General features: G+C 70.7%; 20 protein-coding genes and 4 pseudogenes. 11 read left to right on the top strand and 13 right to left on the bottom strand.

Annotated features, from left to right (window positions below; all coding sequences use genetic code 11):
- The 4 genes and pseudogenes from KUTG_RS62930 to rox form a co-directional block, all read right to left on the bottom strand.
- A pseudogene (locus KUTG_RS62930) lies at positions 1 to 320 on the bottom strand (hypothetical protein); the annotation flags it as partial.
- A gap of 454 nt (positions 321 to 774) precedes the next feature.
- Positions 775 to 1755: an NADPH:quinone reductase gene (locus KUTG_RS01030; RefSeq protein ID WP_043714257.1), complete on the bottom strand. Its 981-nt coding sequence runs from the start codon at positions 1753 to 1755 to the stop codon at positions 775 to 777.
- A gap of 22 nt (positions 1756 to 1777) precedes the next feature.
- Complete coding sequence (locus tag KUTG_RS01025) at positions 1778 to 2356, bottom strand: PadR family transcriptional regulator (protein ID WP_043714255.1); 579 nt, start codon at positions 2354 to 2356, stop codon at positions 1778 to 1780.
- A gap of 482 nt (positions 2357 to 2838) precedes the next feature.
- A pseudogene (gene rox, locus KUTG_RS01020) lies at positions 2839 to 4268 on the bottom strand (rifampin monooxygenase).
- Between the two features lie 175 nt (positions 4269 to 4443).
- Here rox and KUTG_RS01015 point away from each other — a divergent pair.
- Both KUTG_RS01015 and KUTG_RS01010 read left to right on the top strand, forming a co-directional pair.
- Positions 4444 to 5139 (top strand): tyrosine-type recombinase/integrase, encoded by a 696-nt coding sequence (locus tag KUTG_RS01015; RefSeq protein WP_084578759.1) that lies wholly within the window; start codon positions 4444 to 4446, stop codon positions 5137 to 5139.
- Positions 5140 to 5355: 216 nt separating this feature from the next.
- Positions 5356 to 5676, top strand: coding sequence for a tyrosine-type recombinase/integrase (locus tag KUTG_RS01010; protein ID WP_043714253.1), 321 nt, complete (start codon positions 5356 to 5358; stop codon positions 5674 to 5676).
- Between the two features lie 508 nt (positions 5677 to 6184).
- Here KUTG_RS01010 and KUTG_RS55740 read toward each other — a convergent pair.
- From KUTG_RS55740 to KUTG_RS00995, 3 genes are read right to left on the bottom strand one after another with little or no spacing between them, the layout of a single operon-like run.
- The gene (locus tag KUTG_RS55740) at positions 6185 to 6967 is read right to left on the bottom strand and encodes a hypothetical protein (RefSeq protein WP_052393652.1); all 783 of its coding nucleotides are present in this window, start codon (positions 6965 to 6967) and stop codon (positions 6185 to 6187) included.
- A 1-nt stretch (position 6968) separates the two neighbouring features.
- Positions 6969 to 8180 (bottom strand): NB-ARC domain-containing protein, encoded by a 1212-nt coding sequence (locus KUTG_RS01000; protein ID WP_052393649.1) that lies wholly within the window; start codon positions 8178 to 8180, stop codon positions 6969 to 6971.
- Between the two features lie 18 nt (positions 8181 to 8198).
- A complete protein-coding gene (locus tag KUTG_RS00995; RefSeq protein WP_043714251.1) occupies positions 8199 to 9368 on the bottom strand; it encodes an MFS transporter in 1170 nt (389 codons plus the stop codon).
- Between the two features lie 134 nt (positions 9369 to 9502).
- On the opposite strand from KUTG_RS00995, the gene KUTG_RS00990 reads away from it, so the two are divergent.
- Positions 9503 to 9925: a PPOX class F420-dependent oxidoreductase gene (locus tag KUTG_RS00990; protein WP_198046943.1), complete on the top strand. Its 423-nt coding sequence runs from the start codon at positions 9503 to 9505 to the stop codon at positions 9923 to 9925.
- Positions 9916 to 10578, top strand: a complete 663-nt coding sequence (locus KUTG_RS00985; RefSeq protein ID WP_043714247.1) for an HAD-IA family hydrolase — start codon at positions 9916 to 9918, stop codon at positions 10576 to 10578. The genes KUTG_RS00990 and KUTG_RS00985 overlap by 10 nt, the downstream gene beginning before the upstream one ends.
- Here the strand turns inward: KUTG_RS00985 and KUTG_RS00980 are convergent.
- Positions 10559 to 10888, bottom strand: a complete 330-nt coding sequence (locus tag KUTG_RS00980) for a VOC family protein (protein ID WP_043727821.1) — start codon at positions 10886 to 10888, stop codon at positions 10559 to 10561. The two genes, KUTG_RS00985 and KUTG_RS00980, sit on opposite strands and share 20 nt — an antisense overlap.
- Before the next feature lie 74 nt (positions 10889 to 10962).
- Between KUTG_RS00980 and KUTG_RS65825 the strand changes: the two are divergent.
- Positions 10963 to 11848, top strand: a pseudogene (locus KUTG_RS65825) (sigma-70 family RNA polymerase sigma factor).
- Here the strand turns inward: KUTG_RS65825 and KUTG_RS00975 are convergent.
- The gene (locus KUTG_RS00975; protein ID WP_232240581.1) at positions 11845 to 12822 is read right to left on the bottom strand and encodes a cytochrome P450; all 978 of its coding nucleotides are present in this window, start codon (positions 12820 to 12822) and stop codon (positions 11845 to 11847) included. The pseudogene KUTG_RS65825 and the gene KUTG_RS00975 overlap by 4 nt on opposite strands.
- Positions 12823 to 13223: 401 nt before the next feature.
- Between KUTG_RS00975 and KUTG_RS65820 the strand changes: the two are divergent.
- Positions 13224 to 14410: pseudogene (locus KUTG_RS65820) on the top strand (cytochrome P450).
- Here KUTG_RS65820 and KUTG_RS00965 read toward each other — a convergent pair.
- Genes KUTG_RS00965 through KUTG_RS00955 form a run of 3 tightly spaced genes read right to left on the bottom strand, consistent with a single transcriptional unit; the run spans position 14390 to position 16762 of the window.
- Positions 14390 to 15598 carry an RNA polymerase sigma factor gene (locus KUTG_RS00965; protein ID WP_043714245.1) on the bottom strand — a complete coding sequence of 403 codons (1209 nt, stop codon included), beginning with the start codon at positions 15596 to 15598 and terminating at the stop codon, positions 14390 to 14392. The pseudogene KUTG_RS65820 and the gene KUTG_RS00965 overlap by 21 nt on opposite strands.
- Positions 15595 to 15969 carry a YciI family protein gene (locus KUTG_RS00960; protein WP_043714243.1) on the bottom strand — a complete coding sequence of 125 codons (375 nt, stop codon included), beginning with the start codon at positions 15967 to 15969 and terminating at the stop codon, positions 15595 to 15597. The genes KUTG_RS00965 and KUTG_RS00960 overlap by 4 nt, the downstream gene beginning before the upstream one ends.
- 31 nt (positions 15970 to 16000) lie before the next feature.
- The gene (locus KUTG_RS00955; protein ID WP_369794412.1) at positions 16001 to 16762 is read right to left on the bottom strand and encodes a helix-turn-helix transcriptional regulator; all 762 of its coding nucleotides are present in this window, start codon (positions 16760 to 16762) and stop codon (positions 16001 to 16003) included.
- A gap of 220 nt (positions 16763 to 16982) precedes the next feature.
- Between KUTG_RS00955 and KUTG_RS00950 the strand changes: the two genes are divergently transcribed.
- The 3 genes from KUTG_RS00950 (at position 16983) to KUTG_RS00940 (ending at position 19148) form a co-directional block, all read left to right on the top strand.
- A complete protein-coding gene (locus KUTG_RS00950; RefSeq protein ID WP_157494172.1) occupies positions 16983 to 17666 on the top strand; it encodes an SDR family NAD(P)-dependent oxidoreductase in 684 nt (227 codons plus the stop codon).
- 28 nt (positions 17667 to 17694) lie between these two features.
- Positions 17695 to 18621, top strand: coding sequence for a cyclase family protein (locus tag KUTG_RS00945; RefSeq protein WP_043714241.1), 927 nt, complete (start codon positions 17695 to 17697; stop codon positions 18619 to 18621).
- Between the two features lie 77 nt (positions 18622 to 18698).
- Positions 18699 to 19148: a YybH family protein gene (locus KUTG_RS00940; protein ID WP_232240578.1), complete on the top strand. Its 450-nt coding sequence runs from the start codon at positions 18699 to 18701 to the stop codon at positions 19146 to 19148.
- Here KUTG_RS00940 and KUTG_RS00935 read toward each other — a convergent pair.
- Positions 19138 to 20616 (bottom strand): FAD-dependent monooxygenase, encoded by a 1479-nt coding sequence (locus tag KUTG_RS00935; RefSeq protein WP_043714239.1) that lies wholly within the window; start codon positions 20614 to 20616, stop codon positions 19138 to 19140. The genes KUTG_RS00940 and KUTG_RS00935 overlap by 11 nt on opposite strands.
- An 89-nt stretch (positions 20617 to 20705) precedes the next feature.
- On the opposite strand from KUTG_RS00935, the gene KUTG_RS00930 reads away from it, so the two are divergent.
- Both KUTG_RS00930 and KUTG_RS60460 read left to right on the top strand, forming a co-directional pair.
- On the top strand, positions 20706 to 21515 hold the full coding sequence (locus KUTG_RS00930) for a TrmH family RNA methyltransferase (RefSeq protein ID WP_043714237.1): 810 nt from the start codon (positions 20706 to 20708) through the stop codon (positions 21513 to 21515).
- Between the two features lie 67 nt (positions 21516 to 21582).
- A partial coding sequence (locus KUTG_RS60460; protein ID WP_043714235.1) for a hypothetical protein occupies positions 21583 to 22137 on the top strand: 555 nt, incomplete at its 3' end.

The following is a 22137-nucleotide window of genomic DNA, read 5'->3' as shown; positions in this document are numbered from 1 at the left end:
CCGTCCAGCGCCCCGAGATCCATCGGCGTGATCGGCTGGTCCGGCCCGTACAGGTGCACCCAGATCTCGCGCTGCTCGTCGAGCATCGCGCAGGTGATCACCTTGGCCCCCCAGTTCCCGTACCGCTCCGGGTCCGCCGCGCAGTAGGGCGTCGGCCTCCCCCCGCGCGGCGACAACTCCGGCAGCACCCGCCCGCAGTACGCGCAGTGCGCCACCCCCATGCCCGCCGTCAGCGCCCGCAGAGCCGCCTCGCGTCGCTCATCGCGCCCCCCACGGCGCACCGGAGGGGAGAGGGGCCGTTCACCAGCGTCAACGCTCACTCCAGAGACCCTACAGCAATTGGTTTTAGAACCAAAACTGGCAGGTTCGACTTACGATACCCAAACCGGTGATCAGGCGGAGGTGAATCGAGTTATATGGATAAGTGAGATTATTGATATGATGAGTGCGAGAGGTGCTGCGGGTAGGGCGAAGAGGATCACTAGGCCCGCGATCGTCACGGTGACGAATCGACAGGGCACGTGCCTGGCGTCATCGGGAGGCACGCGGACGGGATGGGCCTTCCCGGTGGCCGGCTCCCTGGTCACCAACCAGGTCAGGGCGTACGACTTACTGGGGATGTTTCGGACGCGAGGGCAATCCGACCCGCCGGGGCCGTCCTCTGGATGACCCGGACACGGTCGACCTCGATGACGATGACGACGGTGCGGAGGGCTGAGACGCGTCAGGGGCGACGGACGGCAGCGGCTGCTGCTACGGCGGCTCCCTGGGGCCTTATCGGGGGATGTCGATCAGAACGCGGCCGCGGCTGCCGGCGTCGACGCGGTCGTGGGCCTTGGCGATGTCGGCGAGTGGGTAGCGGTCGCCGACATCGACGGTAAGCGCGCCGACGGCGGCCGCGGAGGTCAGGTCGCGGGCGGCCTGGAGTTTGGCGTCGGTGGGGAAGTCGTCGCTGCCGATCAGGCGCAGGGTGACGTTGTTGAACAGCAGGGTCCAGAAGGGGATTTCGGTGCGGTCGGCGCGGGTGGCGTAGGCGACGATGAGCGCGCCGTTGGCGGCGACGGCGTTGTCGAGGTCGGCGTTGTCGGACAGGGACACCTCGATGATCCGGTCCACGCCGGCGGGGGCATACGCGCGGATCTCGGCGGCCGGGTCGGCGGCGTCGAGGGCGACGGCGTGGGAGATGACCGCCGGATCGACCTGGCCCAGGTCGGCTGTGCGGCGGACGGTGCCGATGACGGTGGCCCCACCCCAGGCGGCGAGCTGGGCTGCCAGCGAACCCACCCCGCCCAGGACACCGTTGACCAGGACGACCTTGCCGTCGACGGGGCCGTCGGCGAACACGCTGCGGTGCGCGGTGATGCCGGGGATGCCCAGGCTCGCGCCGAGATCGTCGGAGAGGTGGTCGGGCAGCGGGACGGCGAGGCCGGCAGGCACGACGGTGTACTGGGCGGCGGTACCGAAGGCCCGGTAGGACTGGGCGCCGTACACCCACACGCGCTGCCCGCTGCGGCGCGCGTCCACGCCGTCGCCGACCGCGTCGATCACGCCGGCGGCGTCGCTGTGCGGGATCACCCGCGGGTAGGGCATGCCGGAACCGGTCCAGCCAGTGCGCTTCTTGGTGTCGCCGGGGTTCACCCCCGAGACGGTGACGCGGACGCGGACCTCGCCGGGGCCGGGGGCGGGGTCGGGCAGTTCACCGACCTGCAGTACCTCGGTGGCCGGACCTTGTGCGTCGTACCAGGAAGCAAGCATGGGGGGCGCCTTTCGTCGTCTGTCAGCTCGCCGATGGGTCGAGCGGGGAGGAGGCGTGTGGGTCGCGCGTGGGGCCGGGCTCGGGGGCGTCCTGGCCGAGGGACTCACGGATCCAGGTGCGTTCGGCCTGGCTGGTGGCGCGGGCGATGAGCAGCATGCCGCGCCGGTAGGGGTCGGTGACCTCGTCGGCGCGCAGCGGCGTCTCTCCGTCGTAGAAGAAGCTCGCCGATTCCTCCAGGAAGGCGAGCCGACGGCGGAGCACCGCGTGCTGGTCGGCCACGTCCGGGAGCAGGGAGAGGAAGGCCAGGATCGTGAACCAGCGGGGTAAGTCGGTGAGTTCGTGCTCGGCCGGCTCGCGCAGCCGCCGGAGCATGTCCTCGCGGCCCGTGTCGGTCAGGTTCAGCACATACCGGCCGCCTCCTGCTTCCGGCGCGGGTCGCCGCAGAATCAGTCCGGCCTTGGTCAGGCGGTTGATCGCCGGGTAGAGGGTGCCGTCGCTGACCGGTCGGCTGTATCCGGTGAGGTGCGTGATGCGGCGGCGCAGCTCATGTCCGGGAAGGGGGCCTGCGGCCAGGAAGCCGAGTATGGAGAGTTCCAGCACCCCGTCAGGATGACATATCGAAACGAGGTTCACATCGATTCGATGTTACAGTCGCCATGGCCCTGCCGTTCGCTTCGAACGCCACCACGCAGGCAGAGAGGCAGAGGCGAATATCACCGGATTCCGGTGAATCAGTGATGACGCGCTTCGTCGAGTTCATCAACACAGCTGACGAGGACCTTGCCCAGGAGGTCATCGTCCCCGACGCGGTGTTCCACGCACCCATCCCGCCCGCTCAGGCGACAGCCGTCCTGCCCCGGTCCTCCATTCCGGTGGCAGCGCTGTCCACCGTCGTGGAGTTGGCACGACGTCACGCTGTATCGCGGGCAAGGCGCCGGCACCTGGACGGTGGAGGTCGTGGCCACGGCGGTCAACGTCGACGGCCACGTCGAAACGCCCGCGACCGACGCCGACTACGCGCTGGTCGTGCCGTAGAACCTGTCGTCTGCCGCCCGGTCCGGGCGGCAGACGACAGCCGGAAATCAACTGGTCGCGGCCCCGAACCAGCGGGGCAGCCGGTCGAGCAGCGAGGCCTGGTCCTCGCCGACCCACGCCACGTGCCCGTCGGGGCGCAGCAGCACGGCGGGCACCTCCAGCTCCTCGCTCACGTCGACGACGTGGTCGACCCGATCCGCCCACCCCGCCACGGACAGCCGCCCGGTCTGGTCGAGCAGCAGCGCACGGCCGGTGTGCTGGAGGTCGAACAGCCGGCCCCGCTTGAGGGCGATGTCGCGAAGTCGGCGTCCCACCAGGGGATGCGGGTCGCCGAAGTCGTAGCGGATGGCGATGCCCATGATCTTCGAGATGAGGTGCCGGCGGACCTCCTCGAAGTCCATCAGCTCCGCGAACAGCCGGCGCACGGCCTGCGGACCGGGCTCGGTGGCGACCAGCTGCATCTGCGCCCGGGAGTTGTTGAGCACATCGGCCGCGACGGGATGGCGCTCGGCCTGGTAGGTGTCCAGCAGATCGGCCGGCGCCCAGCCGGCGACGGCACCGGCGAGCTTCCAGCCCAGGTTGAAGGCGTCCTGCACGCCGAGGCTGAGGCCCTGGCCGCCCATCGGCGGATGGATGTGCACGGCGTCCCCGGCCAGCAGCACCCGACCCTCCCGGTACCGCTCGGCGAGACGGGTGGTGTCGCCGAACCGGGACAGCCACCGCGGCGAGTGCGCGCCGAAGTCAGTGCCGGCGGTGGCCGACAGCTGCTGCCGGAACTCCTCGAACGTCGGCGCGGTGCCGCGATCCTCGGCCACGCCCGCCGCCGGCACCACCGCCCGGTACAGCCCCTCGGTCCCGACCGGCCCGATACCGAAGCGCTTCTCCGTCTCCCGCACCCTCATCATCACGGCGGTCAGCTCGTCCTGAGGCATCGTCACCTCCATCTCGCCGACGAGCGTGTCCATGGTGGAGGGTTCGCCGGGAAAGTCGATGCCCAGCAGCTTCCGCACGGTGCTGCGGCCACCGTCGCAGCCGACGGCGTACCGCGAACGCAGCTGCGCGCCGTCGGGCCCGTGACGGTCACGCCGTCCTCGTCCTGCTCTAGCCCGACGACCTCGGCGCCGCGCCGGATCTCGGTCCCCAGCTCGACGGCCCGCTCCTCCAGCAGGCGGTCGATCACCGGCTGCTGGAGGCTGAGGACGAAGTTGTGCGCGGTGTCCAATCGCTCCGGCACGGGCTTCTGGATGCCGGCGAAAAATCCCCCGACCGGGTGCTTCGTGCCGACCTCGAGGAACCGGTCCAGCAGGCCGCGCTGGTCCATCAGCTCGATGCTGCGGGCGTGCATGCCCAGCGCGCGGACCACCTTCGTCGGTTCCGTGTCGCGTTCCAGCACGACCACGTCCACGTCGTGCAGCCGCAGTTCGCCGGCCAGCGCCAGGCCGGCGGGCCCGGCACCGACGATGATCACGTCGTACAAAAGTTCCCCCTGTTTTGGCTGGTCCTGGCGTCGGCCGGCCATTCTGCGGCATGAAGGGGGCCTTGCCGCAAGACCCCCTGTCCGCTATAAGTTGAAAGTGGAGGGGGATGGCTTGCGCCCCCGATGACCGCCGACGTGGCAGACTTTCCCTTGATCAAGACGAGGGGAGTCGCGCGTGACGCTGGCGCTGGTCGGCGAGGACAAGACCGCCCGTGAGCGGCTGCGGGAGTTCCTGCGGATCTACGCCTCCGTCAACACACGCCTGGCCTACGCCACGGATCTGGGCATTCCCCTGGACTGGGTGCCGGGCTACGTCGCGCCCGATCCGAGCCGCCGTCGCGGCCGCAAGCGGGCCCGGCCGACCGGCCTGGAGTGGCTGAACTGGTGCTCCAGCAACGGAATGCGGTTCGCCGACGTCCGGGTGGAGCACGTGGAGCGCTGGCTGGACGAGCTGGCCGAGGCCGGCTACAGCGACGCCACCCGGGGCCGGATGCTGTCGGCCGTCTCGGCCTTCTACGCCAAGTACCTGCTGCGCGAAGGCCTCGCCACGCAGAACCCGGTGTCCCTTGTGGACCGCCGGGCCCAGCACCTGAACAAGCCGTCCGGCACGCCGTCGACGACCAAACGCTGGTCGTTCCAAGCCTGCCGGGCGCTGCTGATGGCGGCCTACCTGCTCAAGGACCACCGCCGGGACGGGCTGCGGGACCGGGCCATGGTCGAGATCCTCATCGGCACCGGCATCCGGGCCGACGAGCTCACCGGCGTGAACCTCGACGACTACCGGCGGGGCCGCGGCATCGGGATCCTGCGCACTTGCTCCTTCATCATTATAGCTCCTTTAGCGCTCTACAGTTTTCTAGGCAATTGCTAGCACACGTTCCATTCTTGCGGCCACCACTCAAAGGAGCGGCCGTAGCAATCCTTTAGGAGACCTTCGTTAACATCTGGGGTCCTAATTGGCACTCACCGCTATAATATGAATAATCGACCACGCCTCACCCGTATAATTGTTTTGTTATAGTTGTCGTGGCAGGTTCCTTGAAATCTGCTATTCAAGTCCTGAGCGTCGTGGAGGCATCTCCAGTCCGTGCTGACGAGGCTGTGCAAGGCGTTCACCGAGACGTCCTCCAGGCAGCAGTGGATGCGGGACCTGCTGGCCACCCCGGACGCGGAGTTCATCGCCACCCACCTGGGCCCGCTGCGCGACGCGATCCATCCCCACTCGGCCCGCCACTCCTACGCCACCCACGCCGTCGAACGGGGCGTGCCGCCGCGCCAGGTGCAGCGCGACCTGGGCCACTCTGTCCTGGCCACGACCGAGGGCTACCTGCACGACGAGGACAACGTCCGCAACTCCGGCGCCCACGAGCTGGCCCCGGCCCTGCACCGCGGCTGGCTGCCAGCGTGATCCGTCACGTCTGTTCGTGGTCGGCCCCGCATGGGCACCGCACCACCTGACCGATCCGGCTGTCGCCCCGGAGCGAACCCACCAGCGGTGCGAGCCGACGCATTGCGGTGACGCACTGCCGTGGAAGCCTCCGAAGGTTCCCGGTTGCTTCGACGTTGCAGAACAACCAGATGCCTCGGAGCACCAACGGGATCACGCTGAACCACTGTCCCCGCCGCAACAGAATCGTGATCAACTCGACCAGGAGAGCCATCTCGGCCCGAGGCCCGGTGTGTTCCCGGCTGAGCTTCAACCCGCTGATCGCGATTCGTTCCGCTTCGTCGAGCCGCCCCAGGCGGCTGTAATACCGCGTCCATGTGCCGTCGAGGACAGCGACGCCGACGCTGACCTGGCCGGCGCGGGCGAACGTCGCGCTCGCCCGCGACAGGTGATACCCGGCCTCCAACACTGTGCCGTGACGGACCAGGACCTCGGCAAGGCGCTGATGAAAGAACCCGTGGCCGGTCAGTTAGTTGTCGGACAGGTGCTCCGCGCCCACGTAGAGCTGGAGTGCGGATCGCTGATCCCCCTGGTAGTGCGCGAGTCGGCCCAGGTAGTGGATGGCTGCCGCGACCGCCTGACGCACACCAGGCTCCCCCAGCAGAGCGTGGCCGGCTTCGATCGCGCGGTGAAAGTAGGTCGCGGCAACCGCTGGATCTGCGTAGAAGTGCGAGATCCCCGTCGTGGTCTCCACATCGACGACGTACTCGGGCGGTGTGTCGGTGTCGATGAGCCGTCGACATTCCCCGAGCACGTGGCGGGTGCGGTCGTAGGCGCTCACGTCGACGTGAAACTTGGCCAGGGTGAGCAGTGCTTTCACCCGTTCGACGTCGTCGAGGCCCGCCGCCACAGCCTGCTCGATGAGCTCGCGGCGCCGCTGATTGCCGTTGGCGAGCTGTGCCTCGAACCGTGCCGCGGCGAGCAGCAGCGCCGTGGTGGCGCCGCCGCGTCGCCTGAGCTCTTCGATGACCCGCAGCGCATTGTCGAAGAACTGTGCGTACTCCCCGAATCCCTGACCGGCTCCGACACTGAGCACGGTGTCGAACGACAACTCGACGAGGGCGTGCAGCAGGCCGCTGTCGACGTGGTCCCTGGTGACGACTGCGCCACGCAACAGCGTCGCGAGTTCCGGCACGTCCCCTTCGGCCCGGCGAGTGCCCACGGCGGCCACCCCCCGCGCGATCTTCGCCGGGAACTGTTGGTGGGCCCGGTCGCGGAAGAGCTGCTGCCAATCGGTCAGGTTCGGCGTCATGTCATGGTTGCGCCTCCCAGGCCAACGGACACGTGTACTGGTAGAGCAGGCTGTGGATCGAGTACAGCTGATTGCGGTTGGACGGCCGCACCAGACCGAGCTGGCATGCGCTGGCCAACACGCTGTCGAATGCGTCTGCATCGGCGATGCCGGTCTCAGCCCTCAGCTCCTCGTAGGTCAACGCGCCGCCGCGGCCGGTCGCGCAGAAGGCGAACAGCAGGCCGAGCGCCCGCTCCAGGGACGATCGGGTCCGCAGTTCGTCCAGCGAACGGTCGAACAGCCAAGCCCGGACCCGGCTGCCCAGCCTGTCGTCGGCGGCGCCGCCGAGCTCATCGATCACCCGGTCCAGCGGACGACCGGTGACCACGAACCGCCTGGTGATCAGCTTTATCAGGAACGGGTTGCCCTCGGTGATGTCGTACACCGAGGTCAGCTCGCTGTCCGCAGCGGTCGCCAGGTCCGAGTGCGTGCCGGCGGCGAGCAGCCGGACCAGGTCGCAGGTCTTGGCCGGCGTGAGCGGCGGCACGACGAAGTCGCGCACGTCGAGATCGTCGCCGACAACCGACCACCGTGTGGTAGCTACGATCTGGTGCGGGTGCCGGACGCCCAGTGTCCGCAGTCGGTGGATGACCTGGTCGGCTGCATGCACCACTTCGAGGTTGTCGACGACCACCAGTAGCCGGCCGTCCTTCAGGTCGTTGCCGACGTGCCGGCTCAGTTCGTGCTCCCACAACGCCTGGTTGTGGGGTAGTGGGCAGTTCAGCTGCGTGGCGATCGGCCTGAGCACGTCGTGCCAGTAGATGGAGTCAAGGGAGGCCTCGCCGACGTCGGTTGCCGAGAACCGGGTGTTCTTGGCCGATGCCCACACCACATGGGTGAAGCTTCCGGCGGCGGACACCTGGGAGACGGCCGCGTGGGTGACGGCGGTCTTGCCCAACCCACCTGCGCCGGACACGGTGATCGCTGGGGACGACGGACCGGCGATCGTCTCGGCCAGGTCAGCGACCAGTCCCGAAACGTGGATCAACGTCTGCGGCTCGACCAGGGCATAGAACTCCCAGCCCGGTGGCGAGTTGACACGCTGACGCGGATCCACCGGGTAGTTGATGGTCACGTGGTCGATGCGGTGCGCGAGGACCCCGTTCACCACCTCGGCGGTGTTCTCCGAGCTGCCCCCGGTGGTCGACGGTTTGCGACGCCACAGACCGCGCATGGTGTCATGATGGTCGCGCTACTTCCTCCTGAGCAACGCCGCGATCCCGGCCAGCACCAGCATTCCCGCCTGCACGTCCAGCAGCACGTCCAGGCCGACCGTGCCGACCAGGAAGCCGGCCAGCAGCGTGCCGACGGTGTTCAGCCCGGCGAAGCCGGCGTACACGGTGGCCAGAACCCGCCCGGCCTGCTCGTCCGGCACCCGCAGCTGCACTGCCGTCAGCGCGGACGAGCTCGCCACCACGGCCGGGGCGCCGACGAGGGCGAAAAGCACCACGTAGAGCCAAAACACCGTGGTCAGCTGGGGTAGGTTCCAGATCAGCGCCGAGCACAGGCCCAGCGTGAGAATGCCCAAGCCCATCATGCGCACCGCGCTGACCCGGTTGGCCACGGCCGCGATCAGCAGCCCGGCCCCGACCCCGCCGACGGCCTGGATTCCACGCAGCAGACCGACATCCGCGTCCCCACCGCGCAATGGGCCCGTCACGAACACCACGAACAGGACCAGGAACATGCCCTGCCCCAGCGCGATCAGCCCCAACGTCACGGCCGTGGCCCGTAGCGAGGGATCCCGAAACGCCCTGACGCCGTCCAACCACGACCCCGCCTCGCCACTGGACGGCTCCACGTGCACGCCGAACCGGGGGACCAGCAGCAGGGCCGCGATGACCAGCGCCGCCAAGTAGCCGACGATCACCCAGCCCAGGCCCCATACTCCGAGCACCAACCCGCCGAGCGAACTTCCGGCCAGCCGGGAAATGCTGCTGTTGAAGCCCATCAGCCCGTTGGCCGACGCCAGTCGCTCCGCCCCCACCAGCGCCGGCACCAGGGCGTTGCGGGTCGGCTCGAACAGCGACGCCAGCGCCGACTGGGCCGCCATCACCACGTAGATCAGCGCCTGGTGCCCACCCGCCGCCAGCAGCGGCACCGACACCACCGCCTGCGCCAGGCACACCACGACCAGCACCCGCCGCCGGTCGAACCGGTCCGCGATCACCCCGGCCGCCGGGCTGACCAGCAGCATCGGCAGGATGCCCGTCACCATCACCAGCGCCGTCGACCCCGCCGAGCCGGTCGCCCGGTAGACGTACACAGGCAGCGCCACCTGGAGCATCCACTCCGCGGTCTCCGCGAACAGCCCCGACAACCACAGCCGCACGAACGCCGGGTGCCGCGCGAGGGTCGTCATGCGCCGAACGTACCGACCATGTCACGGGGTGCGGTCAGACCCCCGCGAGTCCCGCCCGGCGTCAGGGCGAAAGCCGGTTCGGGGCAGGATCCGTTTCCCGGGTGGCGGGGCGAGGCGGTTGGTACGGTGGCGGAGTGTCTGAAACGATCATGCTTCCCGAGTCGCTGCGCACCCTGGTCGAGAGCGGGCCGATGGCCCACCTGAGCACCGTGAACGCGGACGGCAGCCCGCAGGTGTCGGTGATCTGGATCGGGCTGGACGGGCAGGACCTGGTCAGCGGGCACCAGCACAGCGGGGTGAAGATCCGCAACATGGAGCGGGACCCGAGGGTGGTGCTGTCGTTCGACGCGCCGAGGGTGCCGGGCACGTTCCTGGACGAGAACGCGGTGCTGCGGGCGCGGGCGGTGGTGGAGCCGACGGACAACGCCTGGGACCTGCTCGACCGGCTGGCGAAGGTGTACATCGGCCCGGAGGCGACGTTCCCGGTGGAGCGGCGGCCCGGGTTCATCGTGCGGTACAAGATCGAGCGCATCGGCGGCGTGGGTCCATGGGCGTGACGGCCTTCCACGTCCAGGCGATCCTGTTCGACATCGACGGCACGCTGGTCGACTCCACCGGCGTGGTGGAGCGGACCTGGCGGGCGTTCGCGGCCGAGCGGGGCCTGGACGCGGAAGAGATCCTCCGGGTGTGCCACGGCCGGCGCAGCGAGGACACGATCGCCGACCTGCTGCCGCCGGCCGAGCGGGACGCCGCGGTGGCGGAGTTGGCCTGGATGGAGCTCAACGACCTCGACGACGTGGTGGCGCTGCCGGCGACCAAGGCCCTCCTGCCGGCGCTGCCGCAAGGGCGTTGGGCGGCGGTGACTTCCGGCTCGCAGGAGCTGATGCGGGCCCGCCTGGCCGCCGCGGGGCTGCCGGTGCCGGAGGTGTTGGTCGCGGCCGACGACGTGAGCGCCGGCAAGCCCGATCCGGAGGGCTACCTCAAGGCGGCCGCGGCGCTGGGCCACGACATCAAGGACTGCCTCGTCGTCGAGGACGCGCCCGCCGGGCTGCGGGCCGGCCACGATGCCGGCGCCCGCACGCTGGCCGTCGCGACCTCCCACGACGCGGCCGAGCTCACGGCGGACGCGGTGGTCGAGGACCTCACGTCGTGCCGGGTCGACCGCGTCGGGGACGGCCTGGTCGTCACGGTCAGTGCCGGTCCTGAATGAGGCCGACCTCGTTGCCGTCGGCGTCGAGCACGCTGGCCACGGTGCGGCCGTTGCCGACCTCCTTGGGCTCCTGCGCGATCGAGGCGCCGGCCTCCACCAGCGCGGCCAGGCCCTTCTCCATGTCGTCCACGTGCCGGTAGCAGGCCGGCCCGTTGGTGCTGCCGTTGGGCACCAGCCCGACGTGCTGGCCGTCGGTGTCGTAGCCGACGTAGTACGGCGATTCGACGCTCGGGGCGACGCCCAGCAGCGCGGTGTAGACGGCCTTGGCCTTCTCCACGTCCTTCACCGGGAACAGGATGGTCGACAGCATGGCTTCCTCCTCGGTCACATCGGGCGCCTCCGGCCCGTCACTGCTATGACGGAGCGCGGACGGAGGATGTGACGGTGAACGAAGAACTGCTGGCCGGAGAGTTCGAGGCCAATCGCGACCACCTGCGGGCGGTGGCCTACCGCATGCTCGGCTCGACCAGCGACGCCGAGGACGCGGTGCAGGAGTCGTGGCTGCGGCTGTCCCGCACGGACACCAGCGAGGTGGAGAACCTTGGCGGCTGGCTGACCACGGTCACCGCCCGGGTGTGCCTGGACATGCTCCGGTCCCGCAAGTCACGGCGCGAGGACCCCATCGACGAGGCACCAGACGCGGCGGTGGCCGGCCCCGAGCAGGAGGCGCTGCTGGCCGACTCGGTCGGCCCCGCGCTGCTGGTGGTGCTGGAGACCCTGGCCCCGGCCGAGCGGCTGGCGTTCGTGCTGCACGACCTGTTCGCGGTGCCGTTCGACGAGATCGCCCCGATCGTCGGCCGCACGCCGGCTTTTTTTTCGGCAGCTGGCCAGCCGGGCCCGGCGGCGGGTCCAGGGCGCGGACCGGCCCGACTCGGACCTGGGCCGCCAGCGCCGTGGGTCGACGCCTTCCTCGCGGCTTCGCGTGACGGCAACTTCGACGCCCTGCTGGAGCTGCTCGACCCCGAGGTCGAGCTGCGGGCCGACGAGACGACCGTGGCCGGATCTATCGCCAACCAGGACAAGGGCGCGCCGCTGCTGTCGGCCCGCATGTCCGGGGCCCGCACCGTCGCGACGGCGTTCTCCGGCAAGGCCCGCGGCGCGCTGCCCGCCCTCATCGACTGTTTTTGTCGGCGCGGTGTGGATGTACAAGGGCCAGGTCATGGGCCTGTTCGTGTTCACCGTCGAGGACGATCTGGTCGTCGGCCTGGAGCTGGTCAACGACCAGGATCGGGTGCGGGCGGCCGAGGTCGAGGTGCTGCCGTCGCGCTAGCGGCGGACCCGCACGTCGACCACCTCCAGCAACCCGGCCAGCGGCACGTGGGCCTTGGTCTGCTGCGCCGAGACGGCGTATCCGTCGCGGCGCAGCAGGTCGAGCATGCGGGACGCCAGCGGCATCACCATGTGCCGGCCCCAGCAGCGTTCGTTGCTGTGGCCGAACGGCAGGTAGCCGGGATGGGTGTCGGGGTCGAGGTCCCGCCAGCGCTGCGGGCGGAACTCGGCCGGGGCCTCCCACAACGCCGGATCACGGTGCGAGAGCAGCGGCAGCAGCAGGAGGTCGTCGGCCGCGCCGAACCGGTCGTCCAGGGCGGTGAACTCGGGAGAGGCGCGGCGCAGCAGGTTCCACGACACCGGCAGCAGCCGCAACGTCTCCAACAGGATGTGCTCGTTGGACACCTCGTCGTCGAACGGCGAGCCGAGCCAGAGTGCGCCGGTGACCATGGCGGCGACGGTGAAGCAGATGGGCGCGGCGACACGGCGGTAGAGGCCGAGCGCGCGGCGGCGGTCCTCATAGGTCGACGCGGCGGCGGTGCGACGGGCGAGGGCGGAGCCTGTGTCGACCGAGGGCCAGCCGGGCAGCCCCGCGCCGGCGGCGACGACGGCCCAGGTCAGCTTGGGCGTCAGCTCCAGGCTGCGGTGCACCATCGCGGTCATCCGCCGCGGATCGCCGCCGAACACCAGATCACGCAAGTAGTAGTGGCCAACCTGGGGCCATTGTCCCGAGAAGTCGACCCGTTCCTCCATCGGCGTGCGCAATGCGACGCGAACGTCCTGTCCTACCGCCTGCATCAGCGCGGACGCCTCGCCGCGAGGTATCGACCGGCCCGTGAGCGGCTTGAACGTCGGCCGTTCGAATTCGGTGGCGGAACGGGCGCCGAGCACCTCGTCCATCAACACCGGATCGGCCACGCCGAGCGTGTCCTTTTCGAGGCGGAAAACACCAGATCCGACATGTTTCTGTAACACGGCGTCGATTCGCGGCGCGAACACCGTCACCCGGGAAGTGCTGATAGCCGCCCCCTCCAGGCCGGGGGCCGGCGCCCGCGCGAGGGCGGGCACCGGCCCGAAAACGGACCGCCGGATCAGTACCAGAGAGCCCAGGCGTTGTCCTTCAGGCTCGTCCGACCCGAGATCTTGCTCATCAGGAAACGCGCGACCTTCATGGTTACACCTCCGTGTGAACTGAAAACCGAACACCTCGTTCCTACTGCGGTGCTGATCGTCGGACAACCACTGTGCACGAAAGATCCCCGTCGCGATGGATGGGCGGACACGCTTCGGACGGATCGCGCAGAAAAAGTGGCCGGATCTTGCGGGATCGACTCCTGCTCCTATTGTGGATCCCGGACGACGAGGAAGGACGCGTAATGGACGATGAGGACCTCACGCCGGAGTTCTTCGCCGACCGGCACGCCGCCCACCGACGCTGGCTGGACGCCGGTGGCGCGACCTCCGTGCGGTTCCCGGACGGCAGCAAGGGCTGGGTCATCGCCCGTCACGCCGATGCCAAGGTGGCGCTGACCGATCCCCGCCTGCGTAAGAACGCTGCCACAGAGGTGTTCGCGCGCAGCCGCGGCGGCCAGCAGGGACCGGGCCGGGAGCTGACCGCGCACATGCTCAACTCCGATCCGCCGCAGCACACTCGGCTGCGCAAGCTGGTGCAGGGGGCGTTCACCCCGCGCCGCGTCGCCGGCCTGCGGCCGCGGATCGAGGCGATCACCGCCGCGCTGCTGGACGACATGGCCACGCGGCCGGAGGTGGACCTCATCCCGGCGCTGGCCCTGCCGTGCCGGTGGCGGTGATCGGCGAGCTGCTGGGCGTGCCCGACGCCGACCGCGAGGTGTTCCAGGTCCGGGGAAACCAGCTCACCGAAGGGTTCGGCGACCGGGAGGTGTCGGTGGCCGCGGCCACCGCGCTGGCCGAGTACCTGGCCGAGCTGGTCGCGGCCAAGCGCCGGGACCCGGCGGACGACCTGCTGTCGGCGCTGGTCCGGGCGCACGACGACGGGGACCGGCTGTCCGACCAGGAGCTGACCTCGATGGCGTTCCTGCTGCTGGTCGCCGGCCACCAGACCATGGTCAACCTGATCGCCAACAGCGTGCACGCCCTGCTGTGCCACCCCGAGCAGCTCGACCGGCTGCGGGCCGACCGGTCCGCGCTGCCGGTGGCGATCGAGGAGTTCCTGCGCTACGAGAGCCCGTTCGGCCTCGCGACCCTGCGCTACGCCGCCGAACCCGTGGTCGTGGGCGACACAGCCATCGCCGCCGGCGACTTCGTCCACATCGGACTGGGCGCGGCCGACCGGGACCCCCGGGTGTTCGCCGACCCGGACCAGCTGGACATCGGCCGGGACGCAGGCCAGCACCTCGCCTTCGGGCACGGCATCCACCGCTGCCTCGGCGCGCCGCTGGCCCGCCTGGAGGCGGAGGTGGCCCTGGACGCCCTGCTGGCCCGCTTCCCGAAGCTGCGGCTGGCCGGTGCGCCGGAAGACGTGCGCTGGCAACAGAATCCGCGGCACCGGGGCGTGCTGTCGCTACCCGTGCGAACCGACTGACTTCCGGGTGAGGTACTGCTGCTCGGGCAGGCTCAGGGTGCGGCGCGCGGCCGACTCGTAGTGCACGCGCGCCGCCTCGTGGTCGCCGGCCAGCTCCAGCAGGTGCGCGCGTACGGCGTCGACCCGGTAGTGCCCGGCCAGCGACGGCTCGGCCTCGGCCAGCTCGGCAAGGGCGGTCTCATGGCCTCGGACCATGGCCACGGCGACGATCCGGTTCAACGTGACCATCGGCCCCGGTGCGGCGGAGTTGAGCAGCTCGTAGAGGCCGAGGATCTGCGTCCAGTCTGTGTCCTCGGGCTTCAACGCCTCGTCGTGCACGGCGGCGATGGCGGCTTGCAGCTGGTACGGGCCGATGACCGCGGTGGCCAGGGCCTCGGTGATCAACGCCGTGCCCTCGGCGATCGCCGCCCGGTCCCACCGCGAGCGGTCCTGCTCGGCCAGCGGCACCAGCGTGCCGTCGGGCAGGGTCCGGGCCGGCCGGCGGGCGTCGGTCAGCAGCATCAACGCCAACAGCCCCGCGACCTCGCCCTCGGCCGGCATCCGTCGGTGCAGCTGGCGGGTCAGCCGGATGGCCTCGCTCGTCAGCTCCACGCGGTTCAACGCCTGGCCGGACGCCGTGTGCCCCTCGTTGAAGATCAGATACAGCACGGCCAGCACCGCGGCGAGCCGCTCGTCGCGTTCCGAGGCCGGCGGCGGCGCGAACCGGGCCCCGGCCGCCTTGATCTTGGCCTTGGCCCGGCTGATCCGCTGCCCGACCGTCGACTCCGGCACCAGCAGCGCCCGCGCGATCTCCGCCGTGGTCAGGCCGCCGACCGCCCGCAGCGTCAACGCCACCTGCGACACCCGCGTCAGCGACGGGTGGCAGCACAGGGTCAACAGCGTCAGGGTGTCGTCCTCGGCCAGCACCTCGGCGTCGTCCACCTCGGCGGTGAACACCGCCTCCTCACGCCGACGCCGCGCCGCCTCGCTGCGCCACACCTCGGTCAGCCGACGCTGGGCCACGGTGATCAGCCAGCCCGTCGGATTGCCCGGGATGCCGTCGGCCGGCCACTGCTGGGCGGCCGCCAGCAGCGCCTCCTGCACCGCGTCCTCGCACGTGTCGAAGCCGCCGTTGCGACGCACCACCACGCCGAGGACCTGCGGCGCCAGCGAGCGCAGCAGGTCCTCGACCTCCGTCGTGACGTTCACAGGTCCAGGGTGCTCATGTCGAGCAGCGGCCGGACCTCGACCGCCCCGCCCAGCTGCGCGTCCGGCGTCCGGGCCGCCCAGGCCAGGGCCTGCTCCTCGGTCTCGGTGTCCACCAGCAGGAAGCCGGCCACGTACTCCTTGACCTCGGCGAACGGCCCGTCGCTGGTCATCGTCTCGCCGTCCTGCACCCACACCCGCTTGGCCAGCGCCGGATCGGTGAGCCCGTTGGACACCACCAGATCGCCCGAGGCCGCCAGCTCCTCGCTCAGCGCCATGTAGCCGCGGCCGAACTCCATGCGCTGCTCGTCGGTCAGCGTCTCCCACAGTGCCCTCGACCGCGGGTTGCTGTGGATCAAGATCAGGTACTGCATGGCCTGCCTCCCGGAAGTCTTGGAGATCCTCTCACCGGGGGAGTGTCGAGGCCGGATCCGCCGTTTCGACACCCAGGCTCTGGGTGCCCAGCACGACAGCCAGCGCGAGACGTTCGGCGTCCTCGGTGCCGGGTTCGGCCGTGTAGACGGTGATGCGCAGGTCGTCCATGGTGACGAGGAGGGTGTCGCAGTCCAGGGTGATCCGGCCGACGCCGGGATGGTCGACGACCTTGCGTTTGGACGGGTCGGGCAGCGGTGCGGGGGCGTCGGCGTTCCACAGCTCGGCGAAGCGAGGGCTCCGCTCGGTGAGCTCCTCGACCAGGCGCCGCAGCGCGCGGTCGACGGGATAACGGGAGGCGGTCAGCCGGAGGTCGGCGACCAGGCGGGCCTCGTGGTCGGCCTGCTCCTGTGCCGTGTGGACCACCCGGCCGGCGGGCCCGAGCAGGTTGCGCCACAAGGCATTGCGCTCGATGCCGTGCCACGTGGTCGTGTCGCCCATGAGTGCGTTGTACGGGGCGTTGGCCAGCAGGACGGTCCAGGTGGCGTCGTACACGACCACCGGAGTGTTGGCGAGCCGGTCGAGCAGCCGCTGCACGCTCGGCGTCACCCGCGACGGCACGACATCGCGCCCCGGCGCGGCGTGTCCGGCCAGCTGGTACAGCAGGTCACGTTCGGCGTCGGCCAGCCGCAGCGCCCGCGCCAGGGACTCCACGACTTGCACAGACGGAGCGGTCGCTCGGCCCTGCTCCAGCCGGGTCAGGTAGTCGGCAGAGATGCCCGCGAGGCCAGCCAACTCCTCCCGACGTAGCCCGGCCGCTCGGCCGGCGCTGGCCGCCCGGCAGCCCGACGGCCTCGGGCGCGACCCGGTCCCGCCAGCGCCGCACCGCCCTACCGAACTCCCATGCCTGCACACCCCCAGTCTGCGGGCCGGCCCACGGGTTTGCCTGGCCCTGCGATTCCCAGGAAAACCGGACGACTGCCTACCCGCCGGCCGCGCTCGCAGGCTGAGAGCCATGACAACGACACTGATCACCGGGGCCAACCGGGGCCTCGGCAAGGAAACCGCCCGCCAGCTCGTCGCCGCCGGGCACACCGTCTACATCGGGGCCCGCGACGAGGCCCAGGGCCAGGCCGTGGCCAAGGAGCTCGGCGCCCGGTCGGTACGGCTCGACGTCACCGACGACGACTCGGTGGCCGCGGCGATGGCCCGGATCGAAGCCGAGGGCGGCCTTGACGTGCTGGTCAACAACGCCGGCATCGCGCTGCTCGGTCTCAACGGCCCCGAGGCGCTCCAGGTGTTCGACACCAACGCCGTCTCCGTCGTGCGCCTCACTCAGGCCGCGCTGCCGCTGCTGCGCAGGTCGGCGAACCCGGTCGTGGTCAACGTCTCCAGCGCACTGGGCTCCTTCACCGCCAACCACGACCCGGCGCGCCCTGCCTCGCACGTCTCCGCGATCGTCTACGGCGCGAGCAAGGCGGCCGTCTCCATGCTCACCGTCCAGTACGCGCGGGCCCTGCCGGAGCTCAGGATCAACGCCGTCGAACCCGGCTACACCGCCACCGAGCTCGGCGGCCGCGCCAACGACCAGGGCCGCCCGGTCGAGGTCAGCGCGCGCACCATCGTGCGGATGGCGATGATCGACCGGGACGGCCCCACCGGGACCTTCCAGGAGGACGACGCCGAACTGGGCTGGTGACCGGAGCCGGTCTTCCTAAGCTGGCGGGATGACAGCGGACTTTCGCGAGATCGGCCGGCGCCTGTCCAACTGGGGCCGCTGGGACGCCGACGGGCACAAGGACGAGCGCGGCACCACCAACCTGCTGACCTCGCAGCGGGTGGTCGCGGCGTCCGGGCTCGTCCGCGAGGGCAAAGTGTTCGACCTGGGCATCCCGTTCGGCGCCGACGGCCCGCAGAGCGGCGCCCTGCGGAACAACCCGGTGCTCACCATGGCCGAGACCGGCGTCGACCAGAACCTGCCCGGCGGGGCGCACTTCGCCGACGACTACGTGTTCATGGCGCTGCAGAGCGCGTCGCAGTGGGACGGGCTGGCCCACGTGTACTACGACGACCTGCTCTACAACGGGTTCCCGGCCACGGACCTGACGCCGCACGGCGCCAAGCACCTCTCCATCGAGCACCAGGCCAAGGGGCTGGTCGGCCGCAGCGTGCTGATCGACGTCGCCGGGCACCGCGGCGTCGACTGGCTGCCGGCGGGCGAGGTGATCGGCCCGGACGAGCTCGACGCCGTGCTCACGGCGCAGGGCACCGAGCTGCACGGCGGCGACATCCTCGCCATCCGCACCGGCTGGCGGCGCAAGTTCCTCACCGAGCGCGACCCGGCCTCGTTCATGGCCGGTGAGCCCGGGCTCGGGCTGGCCACCTGCGAGTGGCTCGCCCGGCACGACGTGGCCGCGGTGTGCTCGGACAACTGGGCGATCGAGGTGCTGCCCGGCGAGGACCCGGCCGTGCTGCTGCCGGTGCACCTGGTGCTGATCCGCGACATGGGCATGACGCTCGGCGAGATCCTCGACTTCGAGGAGCTGGCCGCCGACTGCGCACAGGACGGTCGCTACGAGTTCATGATGACCGCGCCGCCGATCAAGTTCCGGTGGGCGGTGGGGTCCCCGATCAATCCGCTGGCGATCAAGTGACCGCCGTGTCGAAAACGCGTGGGCGGCTTCGACACAGCGACGACCGACGAGGGTCGACCAACGCGAAGGGACATGCCATGAGCAGCATCGACGAGATCGCGGCCCAAGAGATCAGCACAGTGATCACCGCGGCCGAGGCGGCCATGAAGGACGGCGACGTGCAGCGGCTTTTCCAGCGGTACACCGAGGACGTGGTCAAGTTCGACCTGGCGCCGCCGCTGGGCCGCCGAGGAGCCGACGCCTTGGACGCGGAGGGGCAGCGGGCGTGGTTCGAGACCTTCGACGGGCGGCCGGACCTGCGGATCACCGAGCTGGAGATCGAGGTGGGCGGCGACCTGGCGTTCGCCCACTCGCTCAACCGGATGTCGGCCACGCCCAAGGGCACGGACTTCGCGTTCGAGATGTGGTTCCGCGCCAGCTACGGCCTGCGGAAGACGCCGGACGGCTGGCGCATCGCCCACGAGCACACCTCCACCCCGTTCTACATGGACGGCTCACTGCGCGCGGCGACCGATCTCAAGCCGTAGGGGCGCCGAACCACCGGGTCAGGGCCTCGACCAGGCCCTGACCCGAAATGCCGGCCCAGGCGACGAAGCCGTCGGGGCGGACGAGCAGCGCGGGGTGGTCGGGATGGGCGCCGGCGACGACGTCCACCCGGTCCCGCCAGCCCCCGGCGACGGAGCCGACGCCGGCCAGGTCCAGCAGCAGCGGCCGGCCGCTGCGCAGCAGCTCGGCCAGCCGGACCACCCCATCGGTGGTGGTGATCGACAGCTCCGGAACCAGCGCTCCGACCAGCGGATGATCGCCGGCGAAGTACCGGATGTCGTTGCCGGACATGGTGTCGGCGATGTGCCGCCGGACGTCGACGGAGCCCAGCAGCTCCTCGAACAGGGTCCGCAGGGCGGTGACCTTCGTGCCCGGCGCGAGCAGCGCCGACTGGGCCTGGGTCTGCATGGCGACCCGCTGGGCCACCGGATGCCGCTCCGTGTGGTACGTGTCGAGCAGGCCCTCGGGCGCCCAGCCGTGGATCGTGGCCCCGAGCTTCCAGGCCAGGTTGGTGACGTCCTGCATCCCCGCGTTCAACCCGGGCGCGCCCATGCCGGCGTGCACGTGGGCAGCGTCGCCGGCCAGCAGCACCCGGCCGTGGCGGAACACGGCGGCGATCCGGGTGTTGTTGCCGGCGAGGCGGCGTAGCAGCGGCGGCCGGTCCAGGTTGGGCGGCAGGAGCGGCACGTCCGCGCCGAGCACCCGTTGCACGCTGGCGGCGAGCTCCTCCAGCGTCATGGGCACGTCGTCGTCCGGGCCCGGGCCCCACTCCATGGTGTTCACGGTCAGCGTGTCCTCGAACCGCGCCCAGATGAACACCCCGCCCGTGGTGCGGTAGAAGGAGAACGGCGGGATGTCGCCGTGCCCGGGCACCGGCAGGGCGGTGGCCCCGGCGGTCGGCAGCCGCACGTTGGCCGACCGGCTGACGACGTCGTCGTCGGTGACGCCGGGGAAGTCGATGCCGGCCAGCTTGCGGACGGTGCTGCGGCCCCCGTCGCAGCCGACCAGGTAGTAGGCGGTGATCTCCTCGGCCCCGGCCCGCACGGTCACGTGTGTGCCGTGGTCGGTGAAGCCGGTGACCTCGACGCCACGCCGGAGCTCCGCGCCGAGCCCGACCGCGTGCTCCTCCAGGATCCGCTCCAGCCGAGGCTGCGGGATCTGGATCGGGTACAGCGGGTTGTCGGCCAGGTCCCGCAGGTCCAGGCGCATGCCGCCGAAGGTGAACCACGGCGTCGCGGCGGGCGGCCCGGTCCAGCCGCTGACCTTCTCGTACAGGCCACGGGCGTCCAGCAGCCGGGCCACCACGCCGACCAGCCCGTTGGCCTTGGGCATGTTCACCCTTTCGGGCAGTCGTTCCAGCACCAGCGGTCTGACCCCGGCCAGCCGCAGCTCGGCCGCCAGCATCAGGCCGTTCGGTCCGCCGCCGGCGATCACCACGTCGAAGTCCATGCCCGCCACCGTACAGAAACATGCGTGCCACGCAAAGATGCGGGCCACGCAAATTGGTGGGCCGCTACGGATATGCCAGGGTTGCCGGCGTGACTGATCTGCGGGTGACGACCCGCAACGCCCGGTTCCAGCAGTGGGAAGCGTTGCTCGGCAACCGGACCAAGCGGCAGCGCACCGGCGAGTTCCTGGTGCACGGCGTCCGGCCCATCACGCTGGCCGTCGACCACGGCTGGCCCCTCGACGCGCTGCTCTACCCGGCCGGCCGGCGGCTGTCGAAATGGGCCGAGGAGCTGCTCGACACCACCCCGGCCACCAGGGTCGCGATGGACCCGGATCTGCTGGCCGAGCTGGGGGAGAAGGAGGCCGAGCACGCCCCGGAGCTGATCGCCGTTGCCGCGCTGCCGCCGGACGACCTGAGCCGCATCCCGGTGCCCGACGACTTCCTCGGCGTGGTCTTCGACCGCCCGACCAACCCCGGCAACATCGGCACGGTCATCCGCTCCGCCGACGCCTTCGGCGCCCACGGCGTGATCGTCGGCGGACACGCCGCCGACGTCTACGACCCGCGCACGGTCCGGGCCAGCACGGGCTCCCTGTTCGCGCTCCCGGTGGTCCGCGCGGACTCCGCCGCGACAATTCTGGACTGGATTCGGTCCGGACCCGTAACGGTCCGCATCGTGGGCACCGATGAGCACGGCACAGCGGTAATCGACCGGCACGACCTGACCGGACCGACGCTGCTGGTGGTCGGCAACGAGACCGCGGGCATGAGCAGCACATGGCGCGCGGCCTGCGACGACGTGCTGAGCATCCCCATCGGCGGGGCCGCCAGTTCGCTCAACGCCGCCAACGCGGCGTCCATTGTTCTCTATGAGGTAGCACGTCAGCGCAGACTGTGATGTATCTGCGGGCCTCCTCCATTCATCTTGGTTTACATTGGGTGTTCACCATGGGGAGGTCGAGAAGGTGGACGACGACACGAGGCCGGCCGAACGCAGCACGGGGGCTGCTCGGAACCAGGTGCTCCGGGGCCGGCTGAGCCGGGCATCGGAACTGGCGGCGCGCGCGGTGGCCGCTGCCGCACAACAACCAAGCGGGCACGGGACCGGGGAGGACCTGCCCGCGGCCCTGGCCGTGCAGGCCTGGGCCGCCGCCTGGCGGGGCGACTCGCAGCTGGCCGACCAGGCGTCGACCCGCGCGATGACCCAGCTGGATCCGGCCTGGACCCGTCGACTGCTGGTCGAGCTGCTGGGGGCACGGCTGCACCTGGGCGACGTCGACGGCTGCCAGCGGCTGGCCACCGTGGCCGGCGTGGACACCGACCCGGGCCGGGTCGCCCCGGTCCTGCGGCCGTGGATCTGCGAGACGATGGTGAACGTGGAGCTGACCCGCAGCCGGCCGGCCCGCGCCGCCCTGTGGGCCGAGCACGCCGCCGAGACCGCGGCGCCGGCGATGTGGGGGCACACCGGGGTCATGCACCTGGCCAACGGCCAGGTCGCGCTGGCCCGCAACGACCTCCAG

It is taken from the genome of Kutzneria sp. 744 (assembly GCF_000568255.1).
GTDB lineage: Bacteria > Actinomycetota > Actinomycetes > Mycobacteriales > Pseudonocardiaceae > Kutzneria.
Note: the sequence above shows the minus strand (reverse complement) of the source record. Positions and strands in the feature narration are given on the sequence as shown.

Bases quoted from the DNA above. Each gene is read 5' to 3' on its own strand.
- KUTG_RS00945 (WP_043714241.1), top strand. From the start codon at position 17,695: ATGACAGCGGACTTTCGCGAGATCGGCCGGCGCCTGTCCAACTGGGGC.
- KUTG_RS00940 (WP_232240578.1), top strand. From the start codon at position 18,699: ATGAGCAGCATCGACGAGATCGCGGCCCAAGAGATCAGCACAGTGATC.
- KUTG_RS55740 (WP_052393652.1), bottom strand. From the start codon at position 6,967: ATGACGCCGAACCTGACCGATTGGCAGCAGCTCTTCCGCGACCGGGCC.
- KUTG_RS00935 (WP_043714239.1), bottom strand. From the start codon at position 20,616: ATGGACTTCGACGTGGTGATCGCCGGCGGCGGACCGAACGGCCTGATG.
- KUTG_RS01030 (WP_043714257.1), bottom strand. From the start codon at position 1,755: ATGCTTGCTTCCTGGTACGACGCACAAGGTCCGGCCACCGAGGTACTG.
- KUTG_RS00995 (WP_043714251.1), bottom strand. From the start codon at position 9,368: ATGACGACCCTCGCGCGGCACCCGGCGTTCGTGCGGCTGTGGTTGTCG.
- KUTG_RS00985 (WP_043714247.1), top strand. From the start codon at position 9,916: ATGGGCGTGACGGCCTTCCACGTCCAGGCGATCCTGTTCGACATCGAC.
- KUTG_RS01000 (WP_052393649.1), bottom strand. From the start codon at position 8,180: ATGCGCGGTCTGTGGCGTCGCAAACCGTCGACCACCGGGGGCAGCTCG.
- KUTG_RS00980 (WP_043727821.1), bottom strand. From the start codon at position 10,888: ATGCTGTCGACCATCCTGTTCCCGGTGAAGGACGTGGAGAAGGCCAAG.
- KUTG_RS00950 (WP_157494172.1), top strand. From the start codon at position 16,983: ATGACAACGACACTGATCACCGGGGCCAACCGGGGCCTCGGCAAGGAA.
- KUTG_RS00960 (WP_043714243.1), bottom strand. From the start codon at position 15,969: ATGCAGTACCTGATCTTGATCCACAGCAACCCGCGGTCGAGGGCACTG.